At 58.6% G+C, this 19,043-nt stretch carries 10 protein-coding genes; 9 read left to right on the top strand and 1 reads right to left on the bottom strand.

Annotated elements, in window-relative coordinates; translation table 11 throughout:
* The first annotated feature begins 129 nt into the window (after positions 1 to 129).
* The 4 genes from GRI44_RS13425 to GRI44_RS13410 all read left to right on the top strand — a co-directional run bounded on the left by GRI44_RS13425 (position 130) and on the right by GRI44_RS13410 (position 6,731).
* Positions 130 to 462: a hypothetical protein gene (locus GRI44_RS13425; protein WP_160602239.1), complete on the top strand. Its 333-nt coding sequence runs from the start codon at positions 130 to 132 to the stop codon at positions 460 to 462.
* Positions 452 to 2,767, top strand: a complete 2,316-nt coding sequence (locus GRI44_RS13420; RefSeq protein WP_160602238.1) for a type IV secretion system DNA-binding domain-containing protein — start codon at positions 452 to 454, stop codon at positions 2,765 to 2,767. The genes GRI44_RS13425 and GRI44_RS13420 overlap by 11 nt, the downstream gene beginning before the upstream one ends.
* A gap of 58 nt (positions 2,768 to 2,825) precedes the next feature.
* Positions 2,826 to 5,750 (top strand): MobF family relaxase, encoded by a 2,925-nt coding sequence (gene mobF, locus GRI44_RS13415; RefSeq protein ID WP_160602237.1) that lies wholly within the window; start codon positions 2,826 to 2,828, stop codon positions 5,748 to 5,750.
* Between the two features lie 72 nt (positions 5,751 to 5,822).
* On the top strand, positions 5,823 to 6,731 hold the full coding sequence (locus GRI44_RS13410; RefSeq protein WP_160602236.1) for an HNH endonuclease: 909 nt from the start codon (positions 5,823 to 5,825) through the stop codon (positions 6,729 to 6,731).
* 11 nt (positions 6,732 to 6,742) lie between these two features.
* Here GRI44_RS13410 and GRI44_RS13405 read toward each other — a convergent pair whose 3' ends face one another.
* A complete protein-coding gene (locus GRI44_RS13405) occupies positions 6,743 to 7,378 on the bottom strand; it encodes a S24 family peptidase (RefSeq protein ID WP_160602235.1) in 636 nt (211 codons plus the stop codon).
* A 473-nt stretch (positions 7,379 to 7,851) separates the two neighbouring features.
* Here GRI44_RS13405 and zorA point away from each other — a divergent pair, with 473 nt between their 5' ends.
* From zorA to GRI44_RS13380, 5 genes are all read left to right on the top strand, one after another.
* Positions 7,852 to 9,777, top strand: coding sequence for an anti-phage ZorAB system protein ZorA (gene zorA, locus GRI44_RS13400; RefSeq protein ID WP_160602234.1), 1,926 nt, complete (start codon positions 7,852 to 7,854; stop codon positions 9,775 to 9,777).
* A 50-nt stretch (positions 9,778 to 9,827) separates the two neighbouring features.
* Positions 9,828 to 10,505 (top strand): OmpA/MotB family protein, encoded by a 678-nt coding sequence (locus GRI44_RS13395; protein ID WP_232843148.1) that lies wholly within the window; start codon positions 9,828 to 9,830, stop codon positions 10,503 to 10,505.
* A 26-nt stretch (positions 10,506 to 10,531) separates the two neighbouring features.
* Positions 10,532 to 11,908, top strand: coding sequence for an EH signature domain-containing protein (locus tag GRI44_RS13390; RefSeq protein WP_160602414.1), 1,377 nt, complete (start codon positions 10,532 to 10,534; stop codon positions 11,906 to 11,908).
* Positions 11,902 to 15,633 (top strand): DEAD/DEAH box helicase, encoded by a 3,732-nt coding sequence (locus tag GRI44_RS13385; RefSeq protein WP_160602232.1) that lies wholly within the window; start codon positions 11,902 to 11,904, stop codon positions 15,631 to 15,633. Before GRI44_RS13390 ends, GRI44_RS13385 begins: the two co-directional genes overlap by 7 nt.
* Before the next feature lie 106 nt (positions 15,634 to 15,739).
* On the top strand, positions 15,740 to 19,036 hold the full coding sequence (locus GRI44_RS13380) for an STY4851/ECs_5259 family protein (RefSeq protein ID WP_160602231.1): 3,297 nt from the start codon (positions 15,740 to 15,742) through the stop codon (positions 19,034 to 19,036).
* Positions 19,037 to 19,043 lie beyond the last annotated feature (7 nt).

The raw sequence follows: 19,043 nt of genomic DNA, 5'->3' as shown, positions 1-19,043 counted from the left end.
CACTTGCCTTTAGAGCATTGTAATGAATACTTAAACTTTCCATTGACTGTGAGTTGTTCACGATTTATTCTCATCATCACCTTCCGCAAGGTGAGCCAGGTTCCGTCGGCCCGACAAGGAACCTGTTTCATGACCCGACAAGATCGGCTTCAGACATTCGTATCGCTTCCCGTAGGCAACTGGGTTCGCCAGTCTGCAGCGGACCAAGGCGAAAGCGTCAGCGTCTTCATTCGCGACCTCATTGTTGCGGCCTGGCATCGCGACAATGAGGCAAAGGACAGGCCGGCTGCGCTCGATCCGGCTCGTCAAAATGTCTTCATTTCCGTCGCGCTCGACGCCCTTCTGGCGGGCCATCCGGACGCGACCCTGCGGGATCGAACCCACGAGGCTTATCGCCGCCGACTTGAACGGCTCGGCCTGCCGGTGAGCAACCAGATGGGAGGCAACTCACATGAAGCATAACCTCCTCAACTTCACACGCGGAAGCCAGCTGCTTGGCCACTTTGCTTTCATGTTTGCCGCGGGCCTGAAGGGTCCTGTGATCGTCACTGCGCTTGTGGTTTTAGGTACCTGTTACTGGGAAGTGCGAACGACTCTTACCAATCACGAGTTCTACCTGGTCTGGATGCATCTCTATGCCAGCCTTTACGCCTTCATGGAGTTCGATCCGGCAAAACTGGTCAACCTCACATTGGCCGATGGCGACAAAGTCGGTCTGCCCTTCGCGGTGGTGCGTGAGTTCCCGCCGATGCGCGATGCGATTGATGCTTTCCGTATCGCGGCGAAGCAAGGCTTGCTCACGTCGGCTGTCCTTCTCAGTCCGGCTTTTGTGTTCTTCTGGTGGTTCGCTGAACGCTTCGGAGGACGCTCCAAAGAGCGCAAGCACGAGCGCGGTGCCATGCTTGTTTCGCTGGATGAGCTTGAGGACGAAATCGAGCGCTATAACGGCAACTATCGCGCTGAAGAGCTCAGCCGAAAGTTCGGCTGGAAGTGGCGGCTGGCAAGCTCGTCAGCCCTTACTGAGGCCGGCCATTACGAACCCGCGCATCTCGCCGGAGTAAGCTGGCCATGGAGGCTAGAGCAGAGCCACACCATGCTCATCGGCACGACCGGAACCGGCAAAACCGTAGCGCTTACCGAGCTTGTGACTGAAGCCCGCCAGCGCGGCCAACGCGCGGTGATCTTCGATCTGACCGGGGCCTTTATCGAGACTTATTATGATCCCGCGCGCGACATCATTCTCAATCCAATCGACGCCCGTTGCCCCCTATGGAGCGTGTTCAATGACTGCTCGAGCGAAGCCGAGTTTCATGCCGCAGCCGAAGCGCTCGTACCTCACGATGGTGGCGGATCAGAGCAGTTCTGGGTGCTTGCTGCGCGCATGTTGTTTGTCGAGATGTGCCTCCATCTCTCGCGCAAAGGAACAGCGACCAATGATGCATTGGCACGCAAATTGATGACGGCAGATCTGTCCGAGGTGCACAAGCTGATGCGCGGGACAATGGCCGATCCGCTCACCGCTCCGGAGGCTGCCCGCATGGCGGAATCGATCCGGGCGGTGTTCAATGCCAACGCCAAAGTGCTCAAGCTTTTGCCGTCGAACGGGCCGCACTTTTCGGTCCGCGACTGGGTCAAAGGTGACTGCGAAACGGGTTCGATCCTATTCCTCTCGGCGCGCTATGTCGACATGAGCATTTCCTCGCAACTGCTCACGCTGTGGCTCGATACGGCGATGAACACGCTGATGACGCTCGAGCGGACGCAGGACCTCAGGATGTGGTTCCTGATCGACGAGCTCGGTGCTCTCCACCGCTTACCCGCACTTGAGAAAGGCCTGCAGACCGCGCGCAATTTTGGCGGGGCGATCGTCACCGGTGTGCATGCTTATGCCAAGCTCAAGGAAGTCTACGGCGAGAACATGGCCATGACACTGTCTTCGCTCGCGCGTACCAAGCTCATCCTGGCGACAGCCGACCGCGAGACGGCGACATGGTGCTCCGATTTCATCGGTCACCGGCAGGTACGAGACATGGAAGAAGGCTATAGCTACGGCTACAACAATGCGCGCGACGCGGTCAGTCTGACGCCTAGGCGGCAGGTTGAACCCTTGCTCCTGCCAGACCAGTTCATGAACCTTCCTAGGCTCTCGGCGTACATCAAGTTTCCCGATGGTTTTCCTGCCGCCCCGGTATCGCTCATACCCTGCTCGCGTGACCGAATCGCTGAGGGTTTCATTCCTCGCGAGATACCGCCCGCTAAGATTGGAAAGGGCCCGGTCAAAGCTTCAGCAACCAAGCGAAAGTCCAGCTCTGAAGCAGACGGCGAGCACCCTGCGTCCAACGATGACGGTGCTGGCAAGCCTGTCGATCCAAAGCAGCTCAAGCTCAATCTGCCGGGACCAGACAGGCCAGTTGATGAGGCGCGGGATCGTCCGGAAATCGAGTCTCGTGAGCAGTTGAAAGCGTGGCGCCAGTCCGGTGAGGCCAAGCCCGAAGTCGGCGCCGATGCCGTCGTTGCCGCGTCGCCGACCCTGCCGCCCTCTGCCGTACAAACGGGCGAGGATGCCGCGGCCTCGAATGTCGCGCAGGAGAAGAGTGCAGCCGGAACTGATAGCATGGATGACCGAAAGACGGCCGATTCCTCGCCTCAGAACAAAGCCCACGAAGACGGATCCAAGCCTATCAAGCCCGCTGAAAAGGACCTGCGTGAAGGCGCTGTAAGTGATCCTCCGGCGAAGGATTTTGGGGAGTTCGAGCCCGACATGTGAAGTGCAAAAAAGGGGAGGGATTGCCGGTTTAGGGGAGCCGTGATGAGGACCAGACACGATGCTTTCCGTAGCCAATGTGCGCTCCCCTTCGGCTGCAGCAGCCTACTTTGCCGCCGACAATTACTACACCGGTGTAGATGCCGATCGCTCCGGAACCTGGGTCGGCAAAGGTGCGGAACGGCTCGGTCTTAGCGGCCGCGTCAGTACCGAACAGTTCGATGCTCTACTGCGCGGAGAACTGCCTGGCAGCATCCAGGTCGGCAACGCCGGGCAGTCCCACAGGCCCGGTACCGACCTGACTTTTTCTCTTCCTAAAAGCTGGTCGCTCCTCGCGCTCGTTGGCGGCGATAAGCGGATAATCGAAGCCTATCGCGAGGCAGTGACCGAGACTTTGCGTTGGGCCGAAACAAACGCGGCGCAGACCCGGATGGGCAGTAAGGAAGGTTACGGAAAGGTCCCGACTGACAACCTCACAATTGGTCTCTTCCAGCACGATACCAATCGCAACCAGGAACCCAATCTGCATTTCCACGCGGTTGTCGCCAACGCTACGCAAGGGCCCGACGGCAAGTGGCGGGCACTGCGCAACGACAAACTTTGGTCTTTCAACACTCTCCTTAACTCGATGACCATGGCCCGCTTTCGCATGGCGGTCGAGACAATGGGATATGCCGCTGGTCCCGTGGGCAAGCACGGAAATTTTGAAGCCGCAGGTATCACACGCGAGCAGGTCATGGCGTTCTCTTCGCGCCGCGAAGATGTCCTCAACGCGGTCCGGCAACTTGGCGAGAATTCTCCGAAAGCGCGTGACATTGCCGTGCTTGATACAAGGAAAAGCAAGGCACCTGTGAGGGACCGCGAAGGCCTCCTCGAGCAGTGGCAGCAAAGCGCAGGAGAGATCGGGCTCGATTTGCAAGCCATGATCGAAGCATCCCACATGCGTGCCGCCGCAGTCGCCAACACCAGCTCAAAAGAGGGAAGCTTCATTCAGCGTGGGATGACAAAACTGAGAGAGTTTGCGCAGCGGATTAAAGGCGATCCGGCAGACCCGCTGATCCCCGCCCACGTGCTCAAGAAAGATGCGCCTACCATTGCAGCTACCCAAGCTGTTGCTTCCGCAGTGCGCCACCTATCGCAGCGCGAGGCAGCTTTTCCCCGTGAAGGATTGCTCAAAGCGGCATTGGATTTCGGGCTGCCAACGACAGTGGACCGGGTCGAAAGGCAGGTGAATGCGCTGGTGCGAACGGGCGTGCTTGTGCGGGGGACCGGTGCGCATGCCGGCTGGCTTGCAAGCAAGGAGGCTTTGCAGCTTGAAAGCACAATCCTCGCCGGTGTCGACCAGGGGCGTAGCGCGGTGACCCCAATTCTCGAACGCGAAGACGCCGCTTCGCGCGTTCAGGCAGTGTCAGCGATCAACCACGGCATCACGCTTAATTCCGGCCAGGAAGATGCGGCCAGCCTGGTGCTCTCATCGCGCGACCGGATCGTCGCGATCCAGGGCGTTGCAGGTGCCGGGAAGAGCAGCGTGATGAAGCCGGTTGCACAGCTTCTGCGCGAGGAAGGCAAGCAAGTGCTGGGCCTCGCCGTGCAGAACACGCTTGTCCAGATGCTCGAACGCGACACTGGCATCCGTTCGATGACCATAGCCCGCTTCCTGTCGCAATGTGGCCGCCTGTTGAAAGAGCCTGGCAACACAGCCTTGGTCCGCGAGGCAAAGAGCGCACTCGGTGACCATGTCCTTGTCCTCGATGAAGCCTCGATGGTCTCCAATGACGACAAGGCAAAGCTGATCCGCCTCGCAAACCTCGCCGAAGTCCAAAGGCTGGTGCTCGTTGGCGACCGGCAGCAACTTGGCGCGGTCGAGGCCGGCAAGCCGTTTGCACTGGTGCAGCAGGCGGGCATCGAGCTGGCAAATATGGAGGTCAATTTGCGCGGCCGCGACCCGGTCTTGCGGCGTGCCCAGGCAGCGGCTCAGGAAGGCCGTATCGACGACGCGCTGAAGGCGCTCGAACCAACGACAGTTGAGGCCAAAGGCGACAGCGCCATCGTTGCCGCCGAACAATGGCTTTCTCTAAGTCCTGCGGAGCGCGAAAGGACTTCGATCTATGCATCCGGACGCGTATTGCGCTCAGCGGTCAATGAGGCCGTGCAGCAGGGACTGAAGGCGAACGGTGAGCTTGGATCGCGTGCCGCGAAACTGACCGTTCACTCCCGGGTCAATGCCACGCGGGAGGAGCTTCGGTACATAGGCATATATCAGGCAGGCATGGTTCTGAATGTTCGCTCGCGCGACAGCAGCCAGAAGCTTTCCAAAGGCGATTACACTGTGAAATCCATCGACCACGCAAAAAAGCGCGTGATGCTCGAAGACAGGAAGGGACGGCAGCATAAATTCAGCCCTTCGCGACTGAGACCAGGTGCGAGTGATGACCGGTTTTCGCTCTTCGAGCTTAAATCGCTGGACGTCTTTGAGGGCGACAAGATCCGCTGGACCGACAATGATCACAAGCGCGCTCTCTTCAATGCCGACCAGGCCAGGATCGTCGCGGTGGATACCAGGGGCGTTACAGTCGAAACCTCGGCAGGCAATGAACTTCGCTTGTCGCGCCGCGACCCCATGTTGAAGCGCCTCGACCTAGCATACGCTCTGAACGCACACATGGCGCAGGGACTGACTTCGGATCGGGGTATTGCAGTGATGGACAGCCGCGAGCGCAATCTGGCCAACCGGCAAACCTTCCTCGTGACTGTTACAAGGCTTCGCGACGGCCTTACGCTGGTCGCTGACAGTGCAGAGAAGCTCGGCCGCGCTATCAAGGCCAACAGCGGAGAAAAGTCTTCGGCTCTCGAGGTGACGCAGCGTCTCAAGATCGCGGCTGCCAAAGGACTTGCGCAAGGCAAGGCCAATGACAGCGCTTCGCCTGCCAAGGATACACCGGAGCTCGTGAAGGAAAGAGTAAAGCCCTTTGAAATCGGGATTTGATGGCCGATGGCCTGGACGGATTTACCGTTACCAGGAACGATACTTTCAAATGAGAAATGCGGAGTATTGTCGGTGAAGGGTGTGTTCGAGATCAGCGGCAATTCGCGCTACGACGACCTCATCACCGAGCGGTACCATTTTCCTTCGCAGTATCTGTCTGAAGCCAAGCACCTCGAGAACGATTGGATACTCTACCGCGAGACCCGCGTCTCCGGTGGCCGGATGGCCTATATTGCGACCGCCTTCGTCGAACGGATCGATGCCGACGAAGCTGATCCGACTCACTATTATGCGCGCGTCAGAGACTATCTGCCATTCGATGATGCGGTTTCCTATCGTGACAAGGACGGACGCTTTGCCGAGCGTTTTCTGCGCGAAATGGCACGTCCGGGTGATGCCGGAAGGACGCTGCGCGGCAAATCGGTGAGGACGCTAGATGGCGACGATTTCGTCGCGATCGTCAATCGGGGACTGAGCGAGACGCTGGACCCAGACAACCGGATCAGGCTTGAGCTCGATGAATGGCACATCGATGATGGCACCGCCGGGCTGCTGGGCGAGGAGTTCGGCGAGCGCCGGATCGAGCAGGTTCTGGTAAACAAGAAGATCCGATCCGCCGCTTTCAGAAATCATGTGCTCGACGCCTATGAGAGCACCTGCGCCGTCACAGGTTTGCGGATCATCAATGGCGGCGGGAAAGCGGAAGCACAGGCGGCCCATATCTGGTCTGTCGCCGATGGCGGGCCCGATGTGGTGCCCAACGGCGTGGCGCTCTCGGCAACAGCGCATTGGCTATTTGATCGTCATCTTATCAGTTTCGACGATAACCTCTGTCTTCTCGTATCGCACAACAAGGTGCCGTCCGAACTGCTGACGCTGTTTCCCCCTTCAGGACAGCGGATCAGACTGCCGGCCGATCCACGGGATCATCCCCGCCCCGATTTTGTGGCGAGGCATCGCGCGCGCTTTGCCGGTTCCTGACCAGCCAGGGATTAGACCGCGCGTCCAAACCAGATGACCCGCCCCACGATCTGAATCTCGGACCGGTCAACATCGTCCCAGCTCGGATAGGCCGAATTATCGCTGCTGATGGTGATCTTGCGACCGCCAGGCTTCAGCGTCACGCGCTTGACCACCAGCGCATCGTCAGCGCGCAGCACGTAAATGCCATCCCGCAGCCGTGAGCCCTCGTCCGACGCATCGACCAGCACTTCGTCGTCATCGCTGAGCGTCGGTTCCATGGAATCGCCCCGAACATGGATAATCGAGAGACTGGCGCTCTTCGCCCGGGTCAGCCCGGCGAGCCAACGTTCGTCAAATCCGAAACGGGTATGCGCCGTCTCGCTCTCGGCAATCGCTCCGAAGCCTGCCGATGCATCGACATCGAGCACCGGAATTTCAACCAACCCGTCGCGCATCGGGGCGGGCGGGCCGCCCAGGACCTGCTCGTCGACGCCGAAAAAGCTGGCGAGTGTGCGCCGGTCATCATCATCAAGTTTTCGCGGGGATCCGCGTTTGATGAATTGCTGGATGTAGGACGAGTTGCGTCCGATCAATCGTGAAATAGCCGAATATCCGAGCCGTCGCTGCTGGATCAGCCGATCGAGCTCCTCTCTGACATGTTCCATTGTCTGCTTCCTTCTGACGGTCTCAGGAGAGAAGGAAATCTCCTAGACTCGATGGAACCTTCCTACTAAGAACAAAACAGGAACGCAAGTGTTGAGTGAGTCGAGGAAGGCCATGAAATTATTGGACAGGATAGAGCACCACCTCAAAGAATCGCGCATGTCGGCGACGCGGTTCGGCAGGCGCGCGGTCGGCGATCCTCGATTTGTACTTGACTTAAGAGCTGGCCGAAGGCCGCGCCGAAGGACAATTGAGAAGGTGGAGAGTTACCTCAATACAAAAAACTTATCCGAATAGTTCTTCGAAATTACGAATTTCTCTTGGTATTGTCGCAACCTATCTTGGCGTGGAGCTAGTGCTCCGATAACGTGGTCTACGATCGAGGTCCCTCAATCCGCTCGCCGCGACAATGCCAATTCTGGTGTCGCAGCGGTCTGCAGGGCCCTGCCATCAGAAAGGGTTTCAGGGGGTCCACGTGGAAATTACCGAATGGCTTGGCCATGGGCTAATCTACTTCTTCACCGAAATCCCGCTCATCGGCGATGCGATGGCGGCGTTTCTCGCGATTGTGCTCATCGGAACAGCCTTTGCGATCGCATATCGCTACAAGCGCGAATACCACGCTCCACTTGCGGTCGCGATCGAAGCACGTGTTCGGCTGCTAGATGAAATAACTGGTGGCAGCACTGCGGATGTCGATGAAGCACGGCTCGAATTCGCGCGCCGCTTCAATGACATCGATGCGCAAATGATGGAGGCGGAAAATTCCGAGGCGCTGCCCCTTCGCAGAACCTGGGAAGAATACCGCGAGACTATCGTCGATCCATCGGCCGAGGTTCTTCAGAACTCGGCCCGACCCGAACACTTCTTCGTCAACCTCGGCGACCGTCATCGCGGGCTGAACTGGTTTGCGAACATCTTTATCGCCATTGGACTGCTGATCACCTTCCTTGGCATTATCGCTGCGCTCTCCACCCTTGATTTCAGCGGCGATACTGCCGCAATGCAGGACAAGCTCAACAGCCTCATGAAAGTCGCCGGAGCCAAATTCTGGGCTTCCGTTGGCGGCATCGTAGCCTCCATCGTCTTACGGTCTTACGATTATCGGTTCGGCAAGCGGATCAATGATGGGCTCTCGATGCTGTGCGACAAGCTCGAGCATGGGATGGCCTATCTTCCGCCCCAGCGGATTGCGAGCGACCAGCTCGCGCAGCTCAAGGAGCAGACTCCGGCGCTCCGTACTTTCTCCGAGCAGCTAGCTGCAGCGCTCGATGGTGCACTTGAAAAGCAGATGGCGCCGATGATCACGCATCTGGGATCGATTCAGCAGGGAATCGACAAGATAAGCGGTGGCGGCGGCGAGGCAGTTCGCGATGCAATTGCTTCCGGGGCTGGCGCAGAGATGGCGGGTCTCGCGGAAGCTATTGGCGCGATGACCGTCTCGATGGCCACGATGTCGGATCGCATTCAGCAGCAGACCGGCGAAGCCGACCGCCAGATCGAAGAGGCGGTCAAACGCTTTGGTCAGGCATCTGAAGAGATGCGCTCCGCCTTCGGGGAGCTCAATCGCAATTTTGGTGTCGTGGCCGATCGCATGCGTGAAGAAAACGAACAGGCAAGTGCGCTGGCGCGGCAGCGGATGGATGAATTGCTGAGCAATCTCGGCAGAACGCTTGATGACATGAAGTCGGGCCTTGCGTCGGCGGCAAGCCAGATGGGCGAAGCTTCGGCGCGGGCGGCGAATGATGCGGCCCGTATCGGTCAGGAGGCGATGGAGCAGTCGTTCTCGGAGTTTGTCGAGCGATTCAATCAGACTGGAGCCCCGCTGGTCGGCAGCATGAAAGATGCTGGCAACGCTATATCCACATCCGCAGATCACCTTTCGAGCGCGCAAAGCGCAATTGGCGATCATACGCGGGCAATCGAGCAAGTGGCAGCTCGCTCGAACGATCTTGCTACAGCCTTCGGAACTGTCGCTAATGATGTCGAAGCTGCGACTGCGCCTGTTCGCCAGTCGGCGGTTTCGATCGCCGAAGCGGTCAAATCAGTGGAATCGATCGTCTCGAGAAATGCAGATTCGTCGGAGAGCGCCCGCGATGAAATGCGCCAGCTTGCTGCGGCTCTCAATGATACTGCTACGGCCGCTTCGTCGGCGTGGTCTGAATATCGTGCCCGTTTCGAGGACGTGGACCGTGCGCTCGGAGACGCCATCGATAAAATCTCCGATGCGGCCGGAAACCACGCTTCGAACCTCAACGAGCGGGTTGGTCAGATCGACCAGGCTCTGGGAGATGGTGTGGCACAGCTCGCAGGTGCTCTCGAACCGCTGACCACTCTGCGTGATACCGTCGAGGAACTGGCAGGCATCCTTGCCAGCCAGAACCAGGAAGCCGCTGAATAATGGAAGGCGCTGTTCGCCGAAGGCCCCCTGAGGAAGGCGAAAGCTATTTCATGTCCATGACCGACATGATGGTTGGTCTGCTGCTTATCTTCATTATTCTGCTAGCCTATTTTGCCCTCAATCTTCAGACGAAAACCGAAGAGCTGACCGGCGCGAACAGAACCCGCGCGGAAATCCTCAACGACCTGCAGCAATCGCTCAAAGACAGAGGACTCCAGGTCGAAATTGACACAAAAAGCGGGGTTTTGCGGCTCCCTGACGATGTCCTGTTCGACAAGGGACAGTGGGAACTGACCGGGAGGGGGCAAGAGGCGATCAGCAAGGTTGCCAATGCTATGGTTGCCGTTCTGCCTTGTTACACGACTTCTGATCTGTGTGAGGGCGAGCGATCACCGCACCTGATCGATGCCGTCTTTGTCGAGGGGCACACGGATTCCGACGCCATGTCCGGCGGTATGAACAATTACGGGCTTTCGGTGCGCCGAGCCGAGACGACCTTCACCATGTTGCAACGCAATCAACCGGCTTTGCGGGGCTTCCTCAACAGGCCAGCCGGCGAAGACGGTTCGGCACCGATCCTGAGTCTGAGCGGTTATGGGCCCGACCGCCCTGTGGATCGCGGTGACTCGGAGGAAGCGAAGAAACGCAATCGCCGTATCGACTTACGCTTTCTTATGGCCACGCCGACTTCTGGTCTTGATCCTGACATCCTGAGAGAGGAGCAGTGACTTATCTTCGATCTGCAATGGCCCGAATGGAAGCCCTGGGTTCATCCGGACTTGCGAAACCTCCGACAACGCAGCCTGAATTGCAGCGGCAACTGGCAAAGCTTGATGCCAGCGTTGGCGAAGCCGAACCCGTTGTTGAGCTGAAGCCGTTTCTGCGGGGGGCAGCCAATAGAGGCACAGGCGGGCTGCCGCGTTTTCAGCTCAACCGGGTTTTGCGCGGCGCCTGGTGTGACTCTGAATTCGATGACTTGGGCGTAGCAGCACTTGAGCGCGCCGATAGCGAACATCGACGCAGTTCTGACCAAGCTATGATCGATGGATATCTCACGTACTTTCCGGCCGGGCGCCCAATCATGCCAAAGCTTGCTGAGGCTGCTTCCCGCGCCGCCGGTCGGCACGAATGGGCCTGGCGTGAGCGAGGTTCCCGATGGGATCTGTTTTTGCCTCAAGCCGGTCCAGCCAAGGTGGCACGCGATTTTGTCTCCCGTAATGCGGACCAGATATCCCTTTTGATGCGCGAAACCGGTCTGGGTGCAAATCTTGCTGCAAGCGGCTTTGGCCAGGCAGTCTTTTCCGAGACCTGTATAGCGACCGCTGAACTTCAACCTGACGAGGCAGTCAGTGCGCAGCGCAACATAATGCGATTGTTCGATACCGAGGCTCAGGCGGGCCAATTGGAGCTTGTTGTCCGCGCCTTGCTCGAACCATGGGTCAGGACCAAACCGGAACCCGAACATCGCAAGGCAATCTCGGAGCTATTGCTCGATCAGGTTGGTGACCCGCGCCTTCAGCGCACACGCTGGGACAGGATTGTGCGTTCGCTCGCGCAAACGATCGGCGAGGAACGAGCGCGCGAAGTTACCCAGGTTTTCAAGCGCTGGCTTACTGAAGTCGCCATGCGCGAGTTTTTCCGCGCTATCGCAAAAACAACCGATCGACCGGATCAGTGGGCCCAGCGCGAGAAATTCTGGATGGCCTATCTCGACGAAGGTCTGGTCACGGACGCTTGGCCTGCCCTCGGGAACCGGGCACGCAACAGGATTGAGGATCTCATCCGCCAGAGCGGCGAACGACCCGAGTATGGCATTATCCGGGGAGGGAACGCGTCCTCCTCCTCGATTATCATGCAGATAGGTGATCTGCGGATTTCTGAGTGGAGCGACAACGGGTCATGCCGATTCTGGAGCGACAGCGATCCAGGAGCCCCGAAACTTTACGCCAAGACTTACGAGGGCGGAAAGCTGCGTACCACCGTCGGCCGTGCGGACTTCGAATATGAATCGCACGTTCCCGCGAGCCCGGGTTGGGAAGGCAAATTCGCCGGTATCATTCATCGCCGCACATCAATCGCCCATCCCCGTTTCGGGAGAGGCCGAGGGCGCAATTGGAATGATCAATGGTGATGACAAAGTTCATTGCCGCGCCGCATGAGGGCGGCGGAGAGACCATTGCACTGCTGCGCGAACAGTCGGGCGGTCTATTCCGCCGGGCGTCCAGTGAAATGGTTCCAGTCTCGGAGTGGCCCAGGGTTGCGCCCGAAGCTGGTCAGGCCGCTCTTGCACTCGCCCGGGCTCTCGACGATGAGAGCCGGATTAGCGAGGAAGCGAAAGGCATCGTCCTTCCGCCAGAGATCGTAGCGCGGCTCGATGAGGCCGATGCATTCGCTATCGGGCTCCCGCCAACTACGCCGTTGACGCTGCAGCTTAACTCGGGCGGATCGCTCGCCGATGGAACAATCAAGGTCGATACAAAATGGGTCCGCCGCGGCGGGCTCCCGGTTCGAGCGGACATCGCTGGCGCGCGCGTGCGCGAGGGTGGAAGGGTCGGAAGAATCCCAGAACCGATCTTTTCGGCCTTCCAGGCTGCTCTCGCAGTCAACGCGGCTGGAGACCCCGATGAGCGCCGGGCGGCCTTCGCCGAGCTTCGCTCGACCCTCGGCGATGATATTGGAGCAGGGATCGAGGCCGACGGCTTTCTCGAGCGTGTTCGGATCGCCTATGCGGCAAATTTCTCGCTAAACGCCAAGACCGATCACGGGCGCTTTGATTTTGATCCGGTTCTTTTCTCGAGAAACGTGAGCGAAACCGCTGATGGAGACCTGGTCGACGAAGAGGAAGCATCGCTTCTCACTCCGCAAGATAACCAGCATTTCCAGCGCCGATTCAAGGGGCAGGACGGTGGCCGGCGAAGCTATCTGCTCTCAGACGGCACTCTCCTTTTCCTTGATCCGCTTCTTGGCAAAGCCCTCGACATCGTGCGGGCAAAGCAGACTGGCACGTCCCAGGAGAAGCGTGAGTTCCTGCGTTCGCCGCAGCGTGTCCTGCGCGAGGAGCTGAAGCTTGACGCGACAGGTGACGACGAGGCAGCCGACCGGCTGTTCATTGAAACACAGCAATTCTCCGAGCGGGTCAGCGGTATCGAGGTCTGGCAGAAGCCAGTCCTTCCCTGGATAAAGCCCAAGCCAAACAGCTGGCTTCCAGAAGGGTTCGGATTACGGATTGGCGATCCGCCTGATGCGCGTCATGTCGAGCTGGCTCCGGGCGAAGCCGAAACGCTTGCAGGCGAGGTCGAGACGGCTATCGCGACGGGCAAGGAATCCATCGCCTGGCATGACGAGAGCATCCCCGCCACTCCCGCGACACTGCAGGCTGCACGTGCAATTGCGGACCTCGAACGTCAGATTGCTGCCGGCACCGACGAGCAATCTTCTGAAACGAGCGAACGCGAGGCCGTCGACACTTTTTTCCTTCAGGTTGGAGAGAATTTCGAGCAACTCGATTACGCGCGCCTACCACGGCCGAATGCTAGCGTAGAACCGTTTGACGCTCCGGAACTTCCGGTAGGCCTGAAGTCCGAGCCAAAGCCCCATCAGATCGATGCGTTTGCCTGGCTCACAGAGGCCTGGCAGAGGCGGTTACCCGGCGTTCTTCTCGCCGACGATATGGGCCTTGGTAAGACGTTTCAGGCCCTGATGTTTCTGCTCTGGCTGCGGCAGAGTTCTCCGCATCCGAAGCCTGTTCTGATCGTCGCCCCCACTGGTTTGCTGCGTAACTGGCAAGCCGAGCTGGCCCTACACATCGAAGCCGATCTCATGGGGCCGGTAGTAGAGGCGTTTAGCACTAACCTGCGTGACTTTCGCCTCGAAGCCGGGAGCGACATTCGCGGAGGAACCTCGCGACTGGACGTGTCCCAATGGGAAGAGGCCGGCATCGTTCTGACGACCTACGAGACGATGCGCGATTATCACATGAGCTTTGCGCGCATTCCATTCGCGGCCATCGTTTACGACGAAATCCAGAAGCTCAAGAACCCGGCCAGCCAGATGACGCGAGCGGCCAAAGCCCTCAATGGGCGTCTCCAGATCGCCATGACGGGCACTCCGGTCGAGAACAGATTGCAGGATCTCTGGTCAATTGCCGATACGGTCTATCCAGGATTTCTCGGCTCAAGCCGGGAATTTGAGAACAGCTTTCCCGCTCATGATCTTGAGCGCCTGGGCGATCTTCAGCAGCGCCTGATCGAGCGCGAGGAGGACCTGCCGCCTTTTATGCTGCGCCGTATGAAGGATGAGATCCTGACCGGCCTGCCGGAGAAGACGGCGCGCAAATACCCTGTCGAGATGCCACCTACACAGGCACAGGCCTACGACCTTGTGCTCGCCAGAGCACGGGCGCTCAGAGAAAGCGGCGAACAGGGTGCGATGCTTAAAGTGCTGCATATGCTTCGCGGCACGTCGCTCCATCCGTTACCCCCGCGCGGTGTAAATGATATCAATGGCTACATTGAGCAGTCTGCACGCTTGAAAAAGACCTTCGAGATTCTTGAGGAGATAGAACAGCGTGGTGAAAAGGCCCTGCTGTTTTGCGAAGATCTCGAAATGCAGGCATTCCTTGCCATGGCCATTCAGGATCGTTTCTCGCTCGACCGGCGGCCGATGTGTATCAGTGGAAAGGTTGCTGGCCACAAACGACAGGACATGGTCACCACTTTCCAGACTTCGCCTGCACCTTTCGATGTTCTCATACTTTCACCCAAGGCCGGCGGTGTCGGGCTTACGATCACCGCCGCCAACAACGTCATCCATCTTTCCCGCTGGTGGAATCCCGCTGTCGAAGATCAGGCAACGGACCGGGCCTACCGTATCGGCCAGACAAGGCCGGTGACGATCCATATCCCGATGGCTGTTCATCCGGATGAGGCGATTGGACCTTCAAGCTTCGACCAACGGCTCGATGCCCTCATGGAGCGTAAGCGTTCGCTGAGCAGGGGGCTGCTCATGCCGCCCGAAAGTGCGCGCGACGTTGATGACTTGCTTTCGGACGTTCTGGATGGACGAAAAACCGGCAGCGAAGAGGACGCCGAATGTGCTCCCTCTTCTATTCTCTTGTCGTCGGACGCCGAAGCGAGCGATGTCGAAAATGTCGTCCAAGAAGAATCTGAGGCAGAGTCGCAGATCGGCCCTGAGAACACGGCAGACGCTGCGTCTTCTTCACCTGCCCCTGTGCCTCTTCCTACCCCTGTTGCTGTTGAACCCGAGCCCGAACCACCGGTCCAAGTTCCCCAGAGACCTGTCTTGTCGGTCCGCACGCCGGTCGAGGCGGCCGAAGCTCGCACACCCAGTGTTCAGCGTGTGGTTTACGAACAATATGGGCCGCGTGACTGGACGATCTTCGAGCAATTTGTCCGCGAAGCCAGAATCAACCGCCTTGAAATCCAGGACCCCTATTGCTGTGCGGACGAACAGGCTCGCGGAAGGCTACTGAACTTCGTCAATCGGTTCTGTGAGCTCGCAGCGAAGCTTGATGAAGTTCAGATTGTGACCTTCGATGCAGACTCGGTCGATAAACGGATGCCGGAAACCAACGGGGATCAACGGGCCGATCTCGAAAGCCGCTGGAGAAACACGATCGGATCGACTGCGCTGCACCTTGCGCAGCGTTCACGCCGCTCACGAGGCGATTTGCACGACCGCTTTGTAAGAGCGCAACTGGAGAATGGCGACGCTGTCATATGGGATTTGGGACGGGGAATCGACGGAGTTATGAGCGCCAAATGGTCATGTGTCGTCAATGCCTTTCACGACAAGAACTCGGCTGGCATCGGGGTGCGGGGGCATCGCTTACAGTAAAAGTGGGTTTCCTCGCTTGTTTATAAGCTACTGATAAGAGATAGTTATTGAATTAGCATGCAATTCTGCATTCTGATCAGACCAGGGGCAGGGGTAGAGCGACAAAATGGAAGGCCGCGACTTTAAGTCAGAGATTGACGCGGCGCGTGGTGATTCAGCAGCGCTTCGGCAAATTGCGCAGGAGATTCAGGATGCCGGAGCGTCCCGCCTGCTCATGATCAAGGCCATTCAGCTCGCGCGGGCTGCAGACAGTGGGCCACATCCTTTGGGAAAGATCTGCGGCGAGCTCGGTTTACCAAGGCCTGAAGCGGTCCCTCTCTATCGCTACAAGCTCGCGCCGGGCGTGTTCGACAGGATCGAGAAAAAGCTTGTCATCAATCTGGAGTCGGACCTGATTCGGCCCGCTCTCGCCGCTGCATTTGTCGTCTGGGCAGCCGACTGGTTCCGGCGATCATATCAGGGCGGCATGCAGCGATGGAGTGATATCGAAGAAGCGCTTGGGTTGTCTTTACCGCAATCGGAATGGCGTGATCTCGCTGACCGGGGATTTCGCGCGTGGAAAATAGACCCGTTGATTACTGCGCATGGCAACCAGCGCCTCGCCAATCTTGCGCGGCATGGCGGGTTTCCCGCTGCCGCAATTTCCAGCGGGGCAAGCTGGCCCCGCCGCTTCCTTGAGCGAGTGGTCGGCGAGCTTCTTGGCTCGGACGTCCAGGATACCAAGGCCGCCGTGGAGATCTGTGAACGCAACGACTACCTGCTTCCATCGATATGGCGTAGCCAGGAAATGTACGCAATTTGCGGAGAGCTTGCATCCAAAATCGTGGAGTTGCGAGCATTCGTTGACAAGGCGATGCCGGCTGACGGACGCCCTTATTCAGCCCGGCTAGACGACGCATACGCAGACTGGCGGGATGAATTGCCGATGACGCTCGATGGAGCGGCGGCCGGCCTTCTCGATACGCTCCTCGAGGCGAGAACACTTACAGGTACTGGCACCATTCGGGTTGGACGTGTGATGCGTCTTACAGGCAGCGACTGGCGTGAGTGCCTCGACTTCCATCTCAACGGTCGCTGGGAAGACAAGGACGGTAGTCTTGCGATTGATGATAGTGTTCGGGTATTTCTCCAGCCTTCAAGTGAGCTTGCAGACCGCATTTCCGGTCGTCTCGCTTACCTTGAGTTCGAAACCGGCAACTGCTGGATTGCTCGCGCCATGCGAAGCGAGACAGCAATTGAGTATCCGCTCGACCTTGCCGTAGCAGCTGAGTTTCATTCGCGCGGCGAACGGCTGACCCGGGAATTTGTCCTCCCAGGGGGAAAGCCGGTCTCGAATGGATTACGCGTCTTTGAACGCCGCAGCGGAGAAAACGACGACAGCGTATTCGCACTCATCGGGCAGGGATCCGGTGGCTATCGCACAGAAGCGGTCTTCATCGATGTGCCGCGTGACTGGGCCCTTCGCGGCAAAGACAGCAATTCCGAAATTGAACCCGAGGACTTCGCGTTTGCTGCCGATCGCTCGCTTTACCGCTGCGCTGGCCAGATCATCGCCGAAAAGCCGAATGGTGATACATACCTGGTCCGCACAGGTCAGAGCGCGGACAGGAAGGATCGCCTGGCAATCGTTGCTGATGCACCTGCCGGCGTACAAGCGCCGAGTGGTGAGCGGCTGTTGAAGCATCCCTTCCACGCACAAGTGGAAGATGGCGTTTCGCGGCGCACAGGATCCCGCGGGGAAGTGTGCTGGCGTTTCGTTGGAGAGAAATCCTGGCGTGAAGATCTGGCAAGCGCAGGTCCAGGCGCTTGCGAGTTCGCCTGGCTCGACGGTTCGACGAGACACGTGCGTGACCGTGTTACCGCCGTTGTGCTTCCGTGCGAATTCGCGCTGACCCAAAGGATAAATGCATCTCATGCCGTGATCACTCTGGAAGGATGGACCGGGAAGGCCACACTCGGGGATGACGCCCGTGATCTTGAGCATCAGTGGACAGTCCGGATCGATCCGCCTCGCCGCGCGCTGCTTCCACTGCATCTCGTTATGCCACAGGGTTCGGCTCTCGAGCTCAGCGTTCCGTTGCGATCAAAAGAATGGCTCACGGCTTGGGATGGAGAACTGGTGCGGCGGGATGCGGTACTTGGTCTGGCCGATCTGCGCGATACGGTCGCCCGAGCGCCAGCGAGTGCTGTCCTCATGGGGGAAGTTGCTCATCACACCGGAGCATCGCTTGAAACCAGCTGGAAAGTCGACGGCGAGCTGGGCCTCTCGGCACTGCGGAACGACATAGCGGCATTGATGCGACCGCTCGGCATCGATGCGCAGGTCAGGCTCGACTTTCACAACGGCAGCAACGACAACTGGTATGTGACGGAGTTCGGCAATGTCTTGGAGTGGGAGCCCTCGGGAGGGTGGCGACCAAAGACTGGCATTGTTGGCGAAGCTGTGCGGATCTGCGGCCGTTTCTTGGGGGCCCCTGAGAAGGAAATCGATTACGGCGGCTTTGACGGATTAAACGCGGGTTTGGGCGGGCAGCTCATTCAGCTCCCACGCCTGCGTGGGCCATGGCTGATATACCTGCGAGAAGGCTCGCGCGTCCTTACCAGGCCCAAATTCATTGACGATGATCCGGTCCACGATCTTCCTCAGCACAGGCTCGGGCGTGCGATGGCACAGCCACTTCTACTTGCGCGCGAGGAGCTCACCCGCATTGCAAATGATATCATTGCCGACCCTGCCTCACCCGAAGCGATTAAAACTACCAGAGCCGTCATGGATCTGGCCCTTTCACTGAACGGCCTGCCTCCACAGACTTTTGAAATCTTCAGCAAGTTCGATGCCGCTGGCCCTCTCGCGCCCCTGCTTCTCTATCGCTGCGAGGAGCAGCATCTTTCAACGATTCTCGAGCTGTTCGACGGGCTTTGTTCGAGCTGGACACTTCTCCCCATCGAAGTCTGGGACGCGGCCTTCCAGGCGCAGGGCGCCTTTTTGGTAAGCAGGCTTGACGACCCTCAATGGGCATTGGCCAACATCTCAGAGCGCCAGAACGAAATTGCCGCTCGCGCCCCGCAATTGGCGCCGCTGATTTGCCGCGATTATTCGCCGCTCGCGTATGAAGCGGTTCGCAAGCATTTCACGAGCCATACGAGCGAGAGCATCAATACCGGTGCCGCCGGGTTCAATCCCTTCCGCGTTGATTTTGGCCACATGCTACCCAAGGAAAACTTCGTCGAAGGCCTGATGCGGGTCTTCGATGCACCTTTTGCCGCCGCCCTTTCGACTTTTGGTTCTGTCGTTCTCGACAACAAACAGATCCTGACCGTCAAGGACGTCGAACGACGCCACCCTGATTATTTCGCAAAAGCCTATGGCTATGCCCTCTCGGAGCTCAAAAATGGCCGCTAGTGACGTC

The organism is Allopontixanthobacter confluentis, from assembly GCF_009827615.1.
Classification (GTDB): Bacteria; Pseudomonadota; Alphaproteobacteria; order Sphingomonadales; family Sphingomonadaceae; genus Allopontixanthobacter; species Allopontixanthobacter confluentis.
The sequence above is the reverse complement of the archived record's forward strand: the minus strand, read 5'-3'. Positions and strand labels throughout refer to the sequence as shown.

Excerpts from the sequence above, each read along its gene's own strand:
- GRI44_RS13425 (WP_160602239.1), top strand. The coding sequence starts at position 130 with ATGACCCGACAAGATCGGCTTCAGACATTCGTATCGCTTCCCGTAGGC.
- GRI44_RS13420 (WP_160602238.1), top strand. The coding sequence starts at position 452 with ATGAAGCATAACCTCCTCAACTTCACACGCGGAAGCCAGCTGCTTGGC.
- mobF (WP_160602237.1), top strand. The coding sequence starts at position 2,826 with ATGCTTTCCGTAGCCAATGTGCGCTCCCCTTCGGCTGCAGCAGCCTAC.
- GRI44_RS13405 (WP_160602235.1), bottom strand. The coding sequence starts at position 7,378 with ATGGAACATGTCAGAGAGGAGCTCGATCGGCTGATCCAGCAGCGACGG.
- GRI44_RS13385 (WP_160602232.1), top strand. The coding sequence starts at position 11,902 with ATGGTGATGACAAAGTTCATTGCCGCGCCGCATGAGGGCGGCGGAGAG.
- GRI44_RS13395 (WP_232843148.1), top strand. The coding sequence starts at position 9,828 with ATGTCCATGACCGACATGATGGTTGGTCTGCTGCTTATCTTCATTATT.
- GRI44_RS13380 (WP_160602231.1), top strand. The coding sequence starts at position 15,740 with ATGGAAGGCCGCGACTTTAAGTCAGAGATTGACGCGGCGCGTGGTGAT.
- GRI44_RS13390 (WP_160602414.1), top strand. The coding sequence starts at position 10,532 with ATGGAAGCCCTGGGTTCATCCGGACTTGCGAAACCTCCGACAACGCAG.